Raw genomic sequence first — 15,008 nt, forward strand, 5'->3', positions numbered from 1 at the left:
TTCTCTAGTTCAAGGCAGTGACGATTCCGCTCAGCAACGACTCCAGGCGCTCGGCGCCGAAGACCTGCGGGTCGTAATCGATTTTCAGCAACAGCTCGCCCGCAGCCAGGTAGCCGGTGAACTCCAGGTGATGGCTGGGGCTGCCCTGCATCAACTGCAGGCTCAAGGGATGCACGCCGACCCGGGCCCCGGGTTGGTTCTCCACGGCGCCGAGGAAGTTGTAGCTGTAGCCACAATCGAACAGGCCCTTGAGCCGCTCGGCCTCGGGCGTGGCGAAATAGCGGTTGCCGAAACTGTGGGCGATCCCCTGGCTGGCCTGCTGGCTGGCCTTGATTGCGCCGGCAATCGCCTGCAGGTCCAGGCTGGTGATCTGCAACACCAGGGGGTAGATCACTGTCAGCCAGCCGAACACGCTGTTGAGCTCGGCGCCACTCTTGTCCAGGGCCCGGCCGTGATCCAGCACATGGACTTTCTGGAACGGGTTGTCGTCGCCCTGGCTCATGGCACGGAGAATCGCCGCCAGCAACAGCTGGCTGGTCTCGGCAACGCCCTGGGCCCACTGCGGCAGGTCGCCGACCGGCCCCAGCGACAGCTCGACACGACGAAAAGCCTCGCGCCGGGGAAACTCGGGCGGCTGCTCCGTCAACGCCCCGCAGCGGCTCCACGGCAGCGCCTCCCAGAACGCCTCATGGGTAGCAGCGGCATGCTCACGCTGGTAGGTCTGCTGCCACTCTTCGAAAGCCGTTGGCCGAGCCCAGCGCTGCATGCACTCCAGGCCCCGTACCAAGCATTCGTCCAGCTCGGAAACCAATAGCATCCAGGAGTACCGATCGACGTGGAACTGATGCCCGGCAATGATCAGGTGGTGGCCATCGGCGTCCTGTTGCTGACTGAAACACAAGTGCTGCCCCTGACTCAGGGAGATGGTCGCGCAGGTCTGGGCCACGGCTTGTTGCAGGTCCGTCGTGGCGGGCAGCAAGCCGAGGTCCTGCACGCCGTGCTCGATGAAGTGATGGCTGAATATCGCCCGCAACGCCTGGCTGACCCGCCCTGGCTCCTCGCCTTCGGCGATATCCAGCACCAGGGCCTGGTTCCAGTGGTCCAGGTCGCTGATCCCGCGACTGAGCAGAAAACGCCGATTGGGCAAGCCAATGGCCTGTGCTCGGGAAACTCCGGGACGGGCCTTGGCCTTCGCTGGCAGAAGCTGCAACTGCCCCAGCGCCTGATCCGACAGCAGCTCTTCCAGGTCCAGCACCAGACCTTTTCTCTTCAGCGTGGCGACCACCTGCAAGGCCCGCAGCGAATCACCGCCATTGTCGATAAAACTCCTGGCCGGGTCCGCACTCTGCCCGCCGAGCACCTGGCCGATGGCCTGCCACAAAGGCTCCGATGCGGCCTCTGTTGACGTTGGTGCCATGGCACTGGCGGCCAGTTGCGCGAGCGCTTGCCGGTCGATCTTGTTATTGCGGTTCAGGGCGAAACGCTCCACCAGCATGAACCGCGCCGGCACCCTGTGCGCGGGTAGCGCGGCCCTGGCGGCCTGACGCAGCAGGTCTTCGTCGAGGCTGGCGTCGCGGGCAATGACAAAGGCCACCAGGGCCACGTTATCCCCCGCCTGATGGGCAATCACGCAGGCTTCCTGCACCTGGGCCAGGGCCTTGAGCTCCGACTCCACCTGAACCAGGCTGACCTTCTGCCCGTTGACCTTGACGATGGAGTCCTTGCGCCCCAGCAGGCGAATGGCGCCATCAGGCAGGCGGCACGCCAGATCGCCGGTGGCATAGCACGGGCGCTGCGGGTCCATGGGGCTGGGCTGGGTCAGCTCGACGATCAGCCCGCTGGCCGGGTCCAGGCGCCGGGCAATCAGGGAGGAATAGAGCAGCAATTCACCCACGCCCTCGCCATAGGGCTGCCCCGGCTCCTGGGCAATCTCCAGGGTTACACCCTCCACCGGGCGATCCAGGGCCCAGGTCGGGTCCTGCAGAGTCTGTCCCTGATCGATCCTGGCGTAGAGCGCGGTGGTGCACTCGGTCGGCCCGTAGGCGTTGAACAATTGCGAACCTGGCGCAAAGGCCTGGTTGAAACGCTGGATGTCCGAGGGGTGGATGATCTCGCCACCGATCACCAACCGCTTGGGCCGGGCGTAAGTGGCGCTGGCGTCGCTGTAGAAGGCTCGCAGGTAGGGCACGGTCATGTGCAGCACGTCGATGTCGTGCTCGGCGATCATTGCCTCGACGGCGGCGAAGTCATGTTCCCGAGGATTGAGGCTGCATAGGGTGGCGCCGGTCTTCAGGCTGGCAAAGATGTCCATCAGGCCGGCGTCCCAGCCAGCGGAAGCCAGTTGCAGGACACGCTGCCCGGGGCCGATACCGACATAGCCGATGTAGTTGTCGATGTGCCGACCCAGGGCCTCGATGCGCTGCACTATGGCCTTGGGCTCGCCGGTGGAGCCGCTGGTGAAGATCACGTACTCCTGGCAGCGCAGCGGGTATGCACGGCCAGGGGCTGCGGGCCGGGGCTGCAGCTGCAGCAGGTCGAGTACCGGCAAGGGGGCGCTCAGTTGCGCGCCGGGCCGGGTTGTGCCATTGAGGATCAGGTTCACGCCCAGGCGCTCAAGCACCGGCGCCAGTTCGTCCAGGTTGCTCGCCGGGTCAATGAACACCACGCGCCGGGCGCTGGACAGGGCCGCGATCAGCGCCGCATACAGGGCCCGGCCATGGCTGGCATACAACGCCACCACCGGCTGCTGCAACCCTTCCAATTCGGCACTGAAGGCCTCGCGCAACTGGTCTAGCTCGGCAAAACCAAGGCTGCCCTGGACATCAATGATTCCTGCAACATCGGTACCCGCCATGCGAGCAAAAGCCTGCAACATGATATCCCTGCCTTGTTGTTATTAGAGGGAGCGGCAAACGCCCTGCAGCGTCTGCATGAATGCCTGGATTTCCTGCCGGGAGATGCTCAGTGGCGGGGTCAGCTTGACCGTCGCCGGATTGCGTCCGCCGGTGCGCACGATCACGCCGTGCTCCAGCAGGCGGTTGCGCAGGGCCAGTACATCACCGCCCTGACCCTGGCCCTCGAAATCGAAGGCGAGCATCAGGCCGCGACCGCGCACATTGACCACCCGTGCATCCTGCCCCCCCTGTTCCTCAAGGGCCTGGCGCAGATAGGCGCCGTTGCTCGCCGCCCACTCCCAAGGTTGCTCCTGGTGGTAGATGTCCAGCACCTTGGAGGCCACGGCGCAGGCCAGGGGCATCAAGGTGAAGGTGGAGGAGTGCTCGGCATACCCCAGGCAGTCCACCAACTCCGGGCGGCCCACCACTGCAGAAATCGGCAGGCCGTTGCCCAGGGCCTTGCCCAGGACCAGCAAGTCCGGCAGTAGCTGCGGGTTGCTGAAAAATGGGGTCCCGGTGCGACCGAAACCGGTGTAGATCTCATCGAAGATGGTGATCACGCCGAAGGTCTTGCCCAGTTCGACAATCGCTTCGAGCAACGCCAGGGGCACCGGGTACATGCCTTCCGCCGCCTGGATCGGTTCGATGATCAGCGCCGCCGGCAAGCGATTGGCCTGATGCGCCTGGCGCAGATCCTCGGCCAGTTGCTCGCGCCACAAGGCGGCTCTGGCCGGGTCCTGGTCGGCATCATAATCCAGGGCCAGGGCGGTCAGTTGCAGGCTGTCGCTACCGGCCAGGTGCTTGCGAAAACTGCGATTGGAAGTCACCGACAACGCGCCCTGGGTCTTGCCATGGAAAGCGTTGTGGAAATACATCACGCCCTGGCGTCCGGTCGCGGCGCGGGCGATTTTCAGCGCTACCTCGATCGCCTCGGCACCGGTGACCGCGGCAAACACCGAAGCTTGCGCGTAGGGCACCAGGCCCTCCAGTTTGGCCACCACTTCATGGCGCTGCGGGTTGTCGATGTTCCAGCCGGTATGAATCAGCAGTTCGGATTGACGTTTGAGGACCTCGACCAGGTCATCGCGCTGATAACCCAGGTTGGCGGCGCCGCTGCCACCGGACATGTCGAGAAAGGATTTGCCCTGCTCATCGTAAAGAAAGCATCCCTTGCCACGAACAACGGAAGGGCTGGAGGGGGCGCTGCGCTTAACGGATATTGCAACCGCTTCTGTGAACATCCTGTCACCTTGAGTAAGCCGGGCTTGTGACTCACGCACATACTCAGGGACAGATTCGTGCAGGCAGGGCAAAGCCCTGCTGGTTGCGAAGTTACCGACCCTGGTACGTGTTCTCCTTGCCAGGGACGCAACCCCTGTCGGCAATGGCGGCAAGATTTACGCGGGAGGCATTTGCACTGTCAACGAGACCCGCAATTATTTCGAATTTAAAGCGATAACCACTGAAAAAAAGTGGGAATTCAGATAAAGCCCCTGAATTTATCAAGGTTTTTAGGGAGGAGTCGGGCTACCGGCAAAAGGCCAGTCGTTACAGAAACACGGGGCTTTGAGTCGTGGGGGGAGCTGGTGAGTTGAACCATCGCAGCGCGGCAGGGACGTTTTTGCAAGGCAAAAAAAAACCCGGAAATCCTCACTTTCGTGGGCCTTCCGGATTTTCTAAACCGCCAAATATGGTGGGTCGTGTGGGATTCGAACCTACGACCAATTGGTTAAAAGCCAACTGCTCTACCAACTGAGCTAACGACCCGCTGTGTGGTGGCGCGTATAATACTGATTTCTAACGGGAATTCAACACCCTATGTGAAAAAAATCAAAAATAAGGTGTTGGATCGCTGATACCGGCTGCATTGAAGCCCTCCGCACGCAGACGGCAGCTGTCACATTTACCGCACGCATGCCCACTGTCGTCCGCCTGGTAGCAGGAAACCGTCAGCCCGTAATCCACTCCCAGGCGCACCCCGGCCTTGATGATCTCGGCCTTGCTGAGGTTCTGCAGAGGCGCCTGGATACGGAAGCCCTGCCCTTCGACACCGGCCTTGGTCGCCAGATTGGCCATGCGCTCGAACGCCTCGACAAACTCGGGACGGCAATCCGGATAGCCGGAGTAATCCACGGCGTTGACGCCAATGAAGATATCCCGCGCCTCCAGGACTTCCGCCCAGCCCAGGGCCAGGGACAGGAATACGGTGTTACGTGCCGGCACATAAGTCACCGGAATACCTTCACCGGGAGTTTCCGGCACATCGATGGAACTGTCGGTCAGTGCCGAGCCGCCGATACCGTTGAGGTTCAGGCCAATCACCTTGTGCTCCACCACGCCCAGATCCCGCGCCACGCGCTCGGCAGCGTGCAACTCGGCACGATGGCGCTGGCCGTAATCGAAACTCATGGTGTAGCAGCGGTAGCCTTCGGCGCGGGCCATAGCCACCACGGTCGCCGAGTCCAGGCCACCGGAGAGCAGGATCACTGCACGTTTTTCGGTCAAGGTTTGGTTCTGTGCTTGCTCAGTCATGTCAGCGCCCCGGCTCATCATTCCAAAGGTATTTGTGCAGCTGCAATTGCAGGCGTACCGGCAGGTTGTCAGCGACGATCCAGTCCGCCAGGTCCCGTGCATTCAGGTCGTGGTGGCTCGGCGAAAACAGCACTTCGCCGGCACGTCGCTCAAGGCCGTACTGGATCAGCTTGGACACGGCCCAGTCATAGTCCTCGCGGGAACAGATGACAAACTTGACCTGATCGTTGGCGGTCAGCAGCTCGATGTTCTCGTAGCGATTGCGATGAGCTTCCTTGGAGCCCGGCGTCTTCAGATCAAGGATCCGACTGACGCGCTGATCCACGGCCGAAATATCCAGGGCGCCGCTGGTTTCCAGCGACACTTCATAACCGGCATCGCACAGCTGCTTGAGCAAGGGAATGGCATTGGGTTGGGCCAGCGGCTCGCCGCCGGTGACGCAGACGTAACGCGGACGGAAATCGGCAACCTGCTCCAGCAGGCTGTCGAGAGTACGCAGGGTGCCGCCGCTGAAGGCGTAGGCACTGTCGCAGTACTGGCAACGCAACGGACAACCGGTCAGGCGCACAAAAACCGTGGGCAGCCCGGCAGTCCGAGTTTCCCCCTGCAACGAGTAGAAAACTTCGGTGATTCTCAATGTGTCTTGCATAGTCGCCACGGGCGTAACAGCTAAACAGGCTGTCCGCCTCCGTCAGGCACTTCAAGGAACCCCGCCATCGCGCAGATCCCAGGAAGCGTGTTTCAGAAAAAAGGGCATGGATTCTAACGAAAAAACCCGCGGCAAGTGCGGGTTTCTTGTAACGGCCGCCAACGCATTTACATGCGTTGGAGATCCCGTTGTGCCAACTGAGCGGCGGAAGTGCCCGGATACTGGGCTACCACCTGCTGCAGAATGCCTTTGACCCGGTCGGTATGACCCAGGCGGCGCTCTACATCAGCCAGCTTGTACAGCGAGTCCGGCACCTTGGCGTGCTTGGGATACAGCTGGGAAACCTTGGCGAACGCCTGACCTGCGCCTTGCAGATCGCCCTTGGCCAGGTTCACTTCACCCAGCCAGTACTGGGCGTTGCCGGCGTACTGACTGTTGGGGTACTTGCGCAGGAATGCCGAGAAAGCCTGGCTGGCTTTGTCGAAATCCTTGGCTTTGATCAGGTCGAAGGCAGCATCGTAATAGAGCTTTTCCTTGGCCGGATCACCGGGTTCGCTGCTGGCAGCTGGTGCCTGGGCAGCAGCGCCGGCGGCACCGGCGGCATTGCTATCGCCACCGGTAGAAGAATTCTCAGGAGTCGCGGCAGGTGCAACACCGCTTCCTATTCGCCGATCAAGATCCTGGTATCGCTCCAGGCTTTCTTGCTTCATGCGCGCTACATCATTTTGCAGAACTTCGATCACGCCTTGTTGGCGTGCAATCTGCTCCTGCATTTGCTGCAGTTGCTGGAACAGCTCGCCCTGTGCCGAGACAGGGGTCGAAACCCCTCCCCCGGCATAGGCGCCGTTCGTGCCATAACCCGCTGGCGGATAACTGCTCCCGCTATTGTTATAGCCGGAGTTGTTATCGACCACAGGAACCGCAGACCACGCCGCAAGCGGCGTGAGACTGAGAGCCAAAATAGTTACAGCACGACGGCACGTTCGCATGACGAATTACTTACGCAGTTCGACGCGACGGTTTTGAGCCCAGGACTGCTCGTCGTGGCCAGTAGCAACTGGACGCTCTTTACCGTAGGAAACCAGCTCCAGCTGTGCAGGGGAAACGCCCTGCAGAACCAGGTAGCGCTGAACGGCTTTCGCACGACGCTCGCCCAGAGCCATGTTGTACTCACGAGTACCACGTTCGTCGGTGTTGCCTTCCAGAACAACGCGAGCGCCGTTTGCTTTCAGGTCTTTGGCGTGAACGTCCAGAGCGCGCATGGCTTCTGGCTTCAGGTCCGAGCTGTCGTATTCGAAGTAGAAGGTGGTGATTGCGCGCAGAGCAGCTTCTTCGCTCAGGGAGCCATCAACAGCACCAGTGTTAGCGCCGTAACCAGCGTTTGGATCAACAGCGCCTTCGCCGGCGTTGTCGCCACCTTTGGAGGAGCAACCTACAGCCACAGCCATGGCCAGAGCCAGCGCAGCAAACTTACCAAACTTCAACATTTCCATCGTGAAACTCCTAATGAACCCCAGTGTGTTAAGTGAAACATTGTAGCGCCGCGTCAGTTCAGGTAAGGGGACCAGGACGGTTCTCTGACTTCGCCTTGAGCGGTAGGAAGCGGGAGCCTCACACGTCCATTAATGGACACGAGCATCAAGACTCCCCGGCCCTGCTGGCGGGTGGCGTAGATTACCATGGTGCCGTTGGGCGCAACAGTAGCTGACTCATCAAGGTTGGTGTCTGTAAGGATTTTTACGCTACCGCGCTGCAAATCCTGAGCCGCCACCCGGAAGTTGGTGAAACCATCCTGGCGGTGAATCATTACCAGGGTCTTTTCGTCAGCAGAAAGTTTCGGGTTGGCGTTGTAGTTACCAATAAAGGTCACACGCTCGGCGCCACCACCGTTGATATTGCTTTTATAGACCTGCGGCTTGCCGCCACGGTCGGATGTGAAATAGATGGTGGAACCATCCTTGCCCCAGAACGGCTCGGTATTGATGCCCGGGCCACTGGTGACACGACTGATTTGCCGGGATGCCATGTTCATCACATAGATATCCGGGTTGCCATCCTTGGACAGCACGAATGCCAGGCGGCTGCCATCAGGCGACCAGGCAGGTGCACCGTTCAAGCCTTCGAAGTTGGTGATCTGCTCACGGCGCCCGGTGTCGATGTGCTGGACGAAGATGCGCGGACGCTTCTGCTCGAACGACACGTACGCAATGCGCTTGCCATCCGGTGCAAAACGCGGCGACAGAATCGGCTCGCGGGACTGCAACAGAGTCACGGCCCGCGCACCGTCGTAGTCCGAACGCTGCAGGGTGTAACGGGTGTTGTTCACCGAAAAGCGCTCAGCCGTCACATACAGCAGGCGCGTCGAGAACGCGCCCTTGATGCCGGTGAGCTTTTCAAAGGACTGGTCGGAAATGTAGTGCGACATGTCACGCAACTGATCGACGCTGCCCGACACGCTACCGGTCAGCACTTGCTGCTCGGTGGCGACGTTGAACAGTGCGTATTGCACCTGCAGGCGACCGCCCGCTGGAACAATGCTGCCGACCATCACGTACTGCGCGCCCAGGGCTTTCCAGTCACGGAAGATGACTTCGCTGGCCTGGGTCGGCAGGCTGATCATGTTCTGCTTGGGGATAGGTGCGTAGTAACCCGAGTTGCGCAGGTCGTCACCGATGATCTGCGCCATGTCGTCCGGCAGCACGCTACCGCCCTGCCAGCCAAACGGCACTACCGCGATCGGAGTGGCCCGATCACTGCCGCTGGTGACCAGAATGTTTTTTTCATCCGCTGCCGCTATCCCTGCCATACAGCAAATAACGACAAGCATTCCTCGAAGAAGGTTTCTCACAAGGCTAGATCCTCAGGTGTGAATGTCATCTTGAATGAACGATAGGGAGCGAAGTCCTTCGGACTCAAACCCTGCATTTCTGTCAAACGCCCAATGTTCTTGACTGCCGCCACCGCCGAGGCGTCGAACGGACCATCACCACTGGACTTGATCACGCTAACCGTAGTCACCGTGCCATCAGGCAACATGCCGATCCGCAGTTCCACCGTCATGCCCTTGCGCGCCGAAGGAGGACGAGCCCAGCCTTCCGCTGCACGGATACGAATCAGGTCATCGAAACTGCCCGCGACACTGTCCCCCACCTCATCCGACTTCGTGGCTTCACGCTCCGGCGTATCGGATAGCAAGTCTGCCAGGGCCTGAGCCTTTTTCTCTTCGGCAGATTTGCGCGCTGCTTCCTGGGCCTTTTTCTTCGCGGCGTCGGCAGCAGCTTTTTTCTTCGCATCCTCAGCGATCTTTTTCTTCGCCTCGTCAGCTTCAGCTTTCTTCTTCGCGTCTTCCGCGGCTTTCTTCTTCGCGTCTTCGACGATTTTCTTCTTCGCTTCTTCAGCGGCCTTTTTCTTGGCCTCTTCTTCAGCGGCTTTCTTGGCTTCTTCTTCGGCTTTCTTCTTGGCTACATCAGCCAATTGCTTCTCTTCAGCCTTCTTGGCTTCCGCAGCTTTCTTGGCTTCATCAGCCTTCTTCGCCTCGTCAGCTTTCTTGGCTTCATCGGCCTTTTTCGCTTCCGCGGCCTTTTGAGCAGCCTCTTCTTTCTTTTGTTCCGCAGCCTTGATCTCTTCCTGCTCGACCTTCTTCTGCTCCAACTGCTCGGCTTCGGTCTGACGCGCGGCGGATTTCTTCGCCTCACCCGCAATTTTTTGATTGGTCTGGGTGGTCGCCGGGCTCTTGGATTTCAGCTGATACAGGGTCGCCTGGACGATCGGCTTGGCCGGGGGCAATTCCGGGGTCATAGCGAAGCTGACGAACAGCATGCCAAACACCAGCACGTGCAGGGCGATTGCCCAGACACTAGGCCAGAAGTAGCTTTCCGAGGCGGACGGCTCTCGCTGTTGGTGCATCAGGGCGCCTCGGTAATCAAGCCAACGTTACCGACTCCGGCTTTCTGCAGGCCGCCCATGGCACCCATCACGGCGCCGTAGTCGACGGATTTATCACCGCGAATGAACACCTGGGTGTGTTTGCCGCCTTCGTTGCCGGCACGGATGATCTTGGTCACCGCGTCGGTCATCTGCGGCAAGGTCATCGCCTTGTCCTGTTGCTTTTCGGTGTCGACTTCACTGCCAAGGTTCCAGTAGTAGGTCTTGTCAGCCTTGATCGAAATGGTCAGTACCTGGGTGTTGTTGTCCTGGGGCAAGGCTTCACTGGAAACCTTGGGCAGATCAACTTTCACGCCCTGGTTGAGCATCGGCGCGGTCACCATGAAGATAACCAGCAGTACCAACATCACGTCGATGTAGGGCACCACGTTCATCTCGGCAACCGGCTTGCGTTTGTGGCGAACTCGGGCCATTGGGTTTACCTGCTCACTCTTCGCTGGTGTGCACTTTACGGTGCAGGATCGCCTGGAACTCGTCGGCGAAGGTGTAGTAGCGGCTGATCAGCGTCTCGCCACGAGCGGCGAAACGGTTGTAGGCGATCACCGCCGGGATGGCCGCGAACAGGCCGATGGCCGTAGCGATCAGGGCTTCGGCGATACCCGGGGCCACAGTGGCCAGGGTCGCTTGCTGTGCCTGAGCCAGGCCGCGGAAGGAGTTCATGATCCCCCAGACAGTACCGAACAGACCGATGTACGGGCTGACCGAACCGACGGTGGCGAGGAACGGCAGGCTCTGTTCGAGCTTTTCTTCTTCGCGGGAAATCGCTACACGCATGGCGCGAGCAACGCCTTCCATGACCGCTTCAGGATCGACGCCCGGTTGCTGGCGCAGACGGGAGAACTCCTTGAAACCGGCACGGAAGATCTGCTCTACGCCCGAATCCGGGTCAGGGTTGCTGCCCGCCTGACGGTACAGCTTGGACAGGTCGATACCGGACCAGAAGCGCTCTTCGAAGCTCTCCAGGGCACGTCGACCGGCGCGCAGCAGGTTGCTGCGCTGAAAGATCATGATCCATGAAGTCACCGATGCGGCAACCAGGGTCAGCATTACCAACTGCACTACAACGCTGGCATTGCTGACCAGGCTCCACATGGAGGAATGGTCGACGACGTTAGCTTCCACGCTTTATCTCCTGCTCTGAGTGTGTACCCGCGCTGCTCTCGTCGGCAAAGGCCGTACGCAGAGCGTCTGGAATGGCGCGGGGTTTGAAAGTGTCGGCGCGCACACAGGCCACCAAAAACTGCCCTTCACAGAGCAGCGCATTATCCGTGGATCGCCTGACCTGCTGAGTGAAGCGCAGGCTGACCCGGTTCAATTCGGTGACTTGGGCACTGACCAGAAGCTCGTCGTCCAGTCGCGCCGGCGCGTGATAACGCGCTTCGCTGGAATGCACGACGAATAACAGGTTCTCCCCTGCCAGCTGCGATTGGGCAAAGCCCAAGTGTCGTAGCCGCTCGGTTCGAGCCCGCTCCATAAACTTAAGGTAATTAACGTAATACACGATGCCGCCAGCATCGGTGTCCTCGTAATAAACGCGACAACGATGTGCGAACGGCTCAAGCCCGTTTTGCGCGCGCATACTCTAGTGCTTACTCCTCAGGTTGCCAATCCGGCCAGGCAACTGTTTTTTCATTCTTGAACGACTTTTCGTGAAGTTTTAACGACGCCAGTCCCTAGGACAGCACAAACCCCGAATAAATCGACAAGGCGCGGGTTACTAATCGTCCACGGCATCGAGGAATTCGTCTACCACGGGCATGTCACCCATTCGTGACGGAATGTTTAGACCGAAGTGCAGGTACGCATGCCGGGTCACCACACGACCACGAGGGGTACGCATGATGTAGCCCTGCTGGATCAGGTACGGTTCCAGCACATCCTCGATGGTATGACGCTCTTCGCTGATGGCCGCAGCCAGGCTGTCGACCCCTACCGGGCCACCGTCGAACTTCTCGATCATGGTCAGCAGTAGACGCCGGTCCTGGTGGTCGAAGCCACGCTCATCAACGTCCAGCAGGTTCAGTGCCAGATCAGCGATCGGCTTGGTGATATGGCCCTTGGCTCGCACTTCGGCAAAATCCCGCACCCGGCGCAATAGCCGATTGGCGATCCGCGGAGTACCCCGGGCACGCCGAGCCACCTCGAAGGCGCCCTCCGGGTCCAACGGCAAGCCGAGAATGCCGGCGGAACGACTGACAATAGTCGCCAGATCCGCCGTGCTGTAGAACTCCAGGCGCTGGACGATACCGAAACGATCGCGCAACGGGTTGGTCAGCATCCCCGCACGCGTGGTCGCCCCCACCAGAGTGAACGGCGGCAGGTCCAGTTTGATCGAGCGCGCCGCAGGGCCTTCGCCGATCATGATGTCGAGCTGGAAGTCCTCCATGGCCGGGTACAGCACTTCCTCGACGATCGGCGACAGCCGATGAATCTCGTCGATAAACAGTACGTCATGGGGTTCAAGATTGGTCAGCAGCGCCGCCAGATCACCGGGGCGCTCCAGCACCGGGCCGGAAGTGCTCTTGATCGATACCCCCATTTCCTCGGCGATGATGTTGGCCAGGGTGGTCTTGCCCAGTCCCGGAGGGCCGAAGATCAAGGTGTGATCCAAAGATTCGTTGCGCCCGCGGGCCGCCTGGATGAACAGCTCCATCTGCTCGCGCACGCTAGGCTGGCCAATATAGTCGGCCAGACTGACTGGACGAATCGCCCGGTCCTGGATTTCCTCGCGCTCACGGGGGCCCGTGGCGGCGATCAGACGGTCAGCTTCAATCACTTAAATCATTCCCTTCAGGGCTCGGCGGATCATGTCTTCACTGCTCAAGCCTTTGTCTTTGATCGCGGAAACCGCCTTGCTGGCTTCCTGCGGCTTGTAGCCCAGGGAGATCAGCGCACTGACCGCATCCGACTCGGCGCTGGCCACCGGCATCGGCGCATCCGGCTGGTTCGGCACCAGGGCAAACATGCTAGGTACGGTTTCCCAGGCTTTGAAGCGGTCCTTGAGCTCCACCAGCAAGCGCTCGGCGGTTTTCTTGCCGACCCCGGGCACCTTGGTCAAGGCCGAGGTGTCCTGGGCCTGCACGCAACGCACCAGCTCATCCACCTCAAGGCTGGACATCAAGGCCAGGGCCAGTTTCGGGCCCACACCGTTGAGACGGATCAACTCGCGGAAAAAGTCTCGCTCGCGCTTGCTGGCGAAGCCGTAGAGTAACTGCGCATCCTCGCGGACGACCAAATGGGTGTGCAAGGTCAGGGGTTCGCCGACCGACGGCAGGCGATACAGGGTGGTCATCGGCACTTCGACCTCATACCCCAGCCCATTTACATCAAGAATCAGGTGCGGCGGCTGTTTCTCAGCCAGAGTGCCGCGCAAGCGTCCAATCACGTTTCAGATCCTTAGGCGATGGCCAGCCCGCAGCTGGCGACTCACAGAGCAAGCGTGCGGGCCGGGGACTCGGCCGCGCAACGCTCCACTCCTAAAATGACTGCGCTGATGCTATCAGAGACGCAAGCGACCGCCACGACTGCGTGCCGTTCCCAGCCCATGAGGCAGCAGACTGGAACGGGTGTGGGCGTGACAGATGGCGATGGCCAGGGCGTCCGAGGCATCGATCTGCGGCTTGGTGGTCAATTTGAGCAGGTGCATGACCATCATTTGCACCTGTTCCTTATTGGCGCCACCGGTACCGGCCACGGCCTGCTTGACCTGGGTGGCGGTGTACTCGGCAATCTCCAGTCCTTCTTCGGCGCCGGCGACAATCGCTGCGCCACGTGCCTGACCGAGCTTCAGCGCCGAGTCGGCATTGCGCGCCATGAACACCTTCTCGATCCCCATGGTCACCGGACCGTAGGTCTGGATGACCTCACGAACACCGCGATAGACGATCTGCAGCCGTTCTGGCAATTCGCCGGCGCCGGTACGGATGCAACCGGAGGCCACGTATACACAGCCGCGCCCCGTGTCTCGAACCACGCCATAGCCGGTAATGCGCGAACCGGGGTCGATGCCAAGAATAAGAGTCATAACGCCTGCTGCTTGAGTAAAGAGGCTTGCCGGCCACGACCGGAACAGCGAAAAGGCAGAAGCCGGAGGCACCCCGCCGCGTAACACTCACGGCTTCGCACATCCGGCCTCAAGGTTAGTGCAGTTGAATCAGCCGAGCTGCTCGGCGACCGACTCAGGAATATCGGCGTTGGAATAGACGTTCTGCACGTCATCCAGGTCTTCCAGCATATCGATCAGCTTGAGAACCTTTTCCGCGCCTTCCAGATCCAGTTCGGCACTGGTGGTGGGCAGCATGACGATTTCTGCGTCCGCAGCAGTGAAACCTGCCGCTTCCAGGGCATTGCGCACGCCATAGAAACCGGCGAACGAGGTGAACACGTCGATGGAACCGTCTTCATTGGTGACCACGTCGTCGGCATCGGCTTCCATCGCCGCTTCCATCAGCGCGTCTTCATCGACACCTTCGGCGAAGGTGATCTGCCCCTTGCGCTCGAACAGATAGGCCACCGAACCGTCGGTGCCCAGATTGCCACCGCACTTGCTGAAGGCATGACGAACAGCAGCCGCTGTACGGTTGCGGTTGTCGGTCATGCATTCGACCATCACCGCCACGCCGTTGGGGCCGTAACCTTCATAAGTCAGCTCGACCACGTCGTCGCTGCCGGCAGCGCCGGTGCCACGGGCGATGGCACGATCGATGATGTCGCGACTCATGTTGGCGCCCAGGGCCTTGTCCAGGGCCAGGCGCAGGCGTGGATTGGAGTTCGGATCGCCACCGCCCTGGCGGGCGGCAACAGTCAGCTCACGAATCCACTTGGTGAAGATCTTGCCTCTCTTGGCATCCTGACGCTCTTTGCGGTGCTTGATGTTCGCCCACTTGGAATGACCTGCCATAACTTGCTCCAAATTCTCTTTGAAACATTGCCCGCGCCACTTGGCGGGTACGGACAACAAAAACTCGACCCATAGAAAAAGCGCACCC

15 protein-coding genes and 1 tRNA gene are annotated in these 15,008 nt (G+C 60.4%); all 16 read right to left on the reverse strand.

From position 1 onward, the window contains the following. Positions 1-4 precede the first annotated feature (4 nt). Positions 5-2,875: an AMP-binding protein gene (locus PFZ56_RS28610; RefSeq protein ID WP_170001680.1), complete on the reverse strand. Its 2,871-nt coding sequence runs from the start codon at positions 2,873-2,875 to the stop codon at positions 5-7. Positions 2,876-2,896: 21 nt separating this feature from the next. Then, entirely contained in the window at positions 2,897-4,135 is a 1,239-nt protein-coding gene (locus PFZ56_RS28615; protein ID WP_170001678.1) for an aspartate aminotransferase family protein, read from the reverse strand. 450 nt (positions 4,136-4,585) lie between these two features. Beyond that, a tRNA-Lys gene (locus PFZ56_RS28620) sits at positions 4,586-4,661 on the reverse strand. A 63-nt stretch (positions 4,662-4,724) separates the two neighbouring features. Next, the gene (queC, locus tag PFZ56_RS28625; RefSeq protein WP_170001732.1) at positions 4,725-5,399 is read right to left on the reverse strand and encodes a 7-cyano-7-deazaguanine synthase QueC; all 675 of its coding nucleotides are present in this window, start codon (positions 5,397-5,399) and stop codon (positions 4,725-4,727) included. A gap of 28 nt (positions 5,400-5,427) precedes the next feature. After that, positions 5,428-6,075, reverse strand: a complete 648-nt coding sequence (gene queE / locus PFZ56_RS28630) for a 7-carboxy-7-deazaguanine synthase QueE (RefSeq protein WP_102860562.1) — start codon at positions 6,073-6,075, stop codon at positions 5,428-5,430. A gap of 167 nt (positions 6,076-6,242) precedes the next feature. Next, the gene (gene ybgF / locus PFZ56_RS28635; RefSeq protein ID WP_102880688.1) at positions 6,243-7,064 is read right to left on the reverse strand and encodes a tol-pal system protein YbgF; all 822 of its coding nucleotides are present in this window, start codon (positions 7,062-7,064) and stop codon (positions 6,243-6,245) included. A 6-nt stretch (positions 7,065-7,070) separates the two neighbouring features. Continuing rightward, entirely contained in the window at positions 7,071-7,568 is a 498-nt protein-coding gene (pal, locus tag PFZ56_RS28640; protein ID WP_003227510.1) for a peptidoglycan-associated lipoprotein Pal, read from the reverse strand. A gap of 53 nt (positions 7,569-7,621) precedes the next feature. Further along, positions 7,622-8,902, reverse strand: coding sequence for a Tol-Pal system beta propeller repeat protein TolB (gene tolB, locus PFZ56_RS28645; RefSeq protein ID WP_170001676.1), 1,281 nt, complete (start codon positions 8,900-8,902; stop codon positions 7,622-7,624). A 17-nt stretch (positions 8,903-8,919) separates the two neighbouring features. Beyond that, entirely contained in the window at positions 8,920-9,981 is a 1,062-nt protein-coding gene (tolA, locus tag PFZ56_RS28650; protein WP_102860559.1) for a cell envelope integrity protein TolA, read from the reverse strand. Then, positions 9,981-10,433: a protein TolR gene (gene tolR, locus PFZ56_RS28655; RefSeq protein WP_011063015.1), complete on the reverse strand. Its 453-nt coding sequence runs from the start codon at positions 10,431-10,433 to the stop codon at positions 9,981-9,983. The genes tolA and tolR overlap by 1 nt, the downstream gene beginning before the upstream one ends. Before the next feature lie 13 nt (positions 10,434-10,446). Beyond that, positions 10,447-11,142 carry a protein TolQ gene (gene tolQ / locus PFZ56_RS28660; RefSeq protein ID WP_011063016.1) on the reverse strand — a complete coding sequence of 232 codons (696 nt, stop codon included), beginning with the start codon at positions 11,140-11,142 and terminating at the stop codon, positions 10,447-10,449. Next, positions 11,132-11,599: a tol-pal system-associated acyl-CoA thioesterase gene (gene ybgC / locus PFZ56_RS28665; RefSeq protein ID WP_102860558.1), complete on the reverse strand. Its 468-nt coding sequence runs from the start codon at positions 11,597-11,599 to the stop codon at positions 11,132-11,134. The genes tolQ and ybgC overlap by 11 nt, the downstream gene beginning before the upstream one ends. A 138-nt stretch (positions 11,600-11,737) precedes the next feature. After that, a complete protein-coding gene (gene ruvB / locus PFZ56_RS28670; protein ID WP_011063018.1) occupies positions 11,738-12,796 on the reverse strand; it encodes a Holliday junction branch migration DNA helicase RuvB in 1,059 nt (352 codons plus the stop codon). Beyond that, positions 12,797-13,405, reverse strand: coding sequence for a Holliday junction branch migration protein RuvA (ruvA, locus tag PFZ56_RS28675; protein WP_102880689.1), 609 nt, complete (start codon positions 13,403-13,405; stop codon positions 12,797-12,799). Between the two features lie 114 nt (positions 13,406-13,519). Beyond that, positions 13,520-14,044 carry a crossover junction endodeoxyribonuclease RuvC gene (ruvC, locus tag PFZ56_RS28680; RefSeq protein ID WP_016963215.1) on the reverse strand — a complete coding sequence of 175 codons (525 nt, stop codon included), beginning with the start codon at positions 14,042-14,044 and terminating at the stop codon, positions 13,520-13,522. A 129-nt stretch (positions 14,045-14,173) separates the two neighbouring features. Beyond that, on the reverse strand, positions 14,174-14,920 hold the full coding sequence (locus tag PFZ56_RS28685) for a YebC/PmpR family DNA-binding transcriptional regulator (protein ID WP_102860556.1): 747 nt from the start codon (positions 14,918-14,920) through the stop codon (positions 14,174-14,176). Between the last annotated feature and the right edge of the window lie 88 nt (positions 14,921-15,008).

The organism is Pseudomonas danubii, assembly GCF_042980055.1.
In the GTDB taxonomy this organism is placed as follows: Bacteria; Pseudomonadota; Gammaproteobacteria; order Pseudomonadales; family Pseudomonadaceae; genus Aquipseudomonas; species Aquipseudomonas danubii.

Excerpts from the sequence above, each read along its gene's own strand:
- ybgC (WP_102860558.1), bottom strand. The coding sequence starts at position 11,599 with ATGCGCGCGCAAAACGGGCTTGAGCCGTTCGCACATCGTTGTCGCGTT.
- pal (WP_003227510.1), bottom strand. The coding sequence starts at position 7,568 with ATGGAAATGTTGAAGTTTGGTAAGTTTGCTGCGCTGGCTCTGGCCATG.
- queE (WP_102860562.1), bottom strand. The coding sequence starts at position 6,075 with ATGCAAGACACATTGAGAATCACCGAAGTTTTCTACTCGTTGCAGGGG.
- tolA (WP_102860559.1), bottom strand. The coding sequence starts at position 9,981 with ATGCACCAACAGCGAGAGCCGTCCGCCTCGGAAAGCTACTTCTGGCCT.
- PFZ56_RS28615 (WP_170001678.1), bottom strand. The coding sequence starts at position 4,135 with ATGTTCACAGAAGCGGTTGCAATATCCGTTAAGCGCAGCGCCCCCTCC.
- tolB (WP_170001676.1), bottom strand. The coding sequence starts at position 8,902 with ATGCTTGTCGTTATTTGCTGTATGGCAGGGATAGCGGCAGCGGATGAA.
- ybgF (WP_102880688.1), bottom strand. The coding sequence starts at position 7,064 with ATGCGAACGTGCCGTCGTGCTGTAACTATTTTGGCTCTCAGTCTCACG.
- PFZ56_RS28685 (WP_102860556.1), bottom strand. The coding sequence starts at position 14,920 with ATGGCAGGTCATTCCAAGTGGGCGAACATCAAGCACCGCAAAGAGCGT.
- PFZ56_RS28610 (WP_170001680.1), bottom strand. The coding sequence starts at position 2,875 with ATGTTGCAGGCTTTTGCTCGCATGGCGGGTACCGATGTTGCAGGAATC.
- ruvC (WP_016963215.1), bottom strand. The coding sequence starts at position 14,044 with ATGACTCTTATTCTTGGCATCGACCCCGGTTCGCGCATTACCGGCTAT.
- tolR (WP_011063015.1), bottom strand. The coding sequence starts at position 10,433 with ATGGCCCGAGTTCGCCACAAACGCAAGCCGGTTGCCGAGATGAACGTG.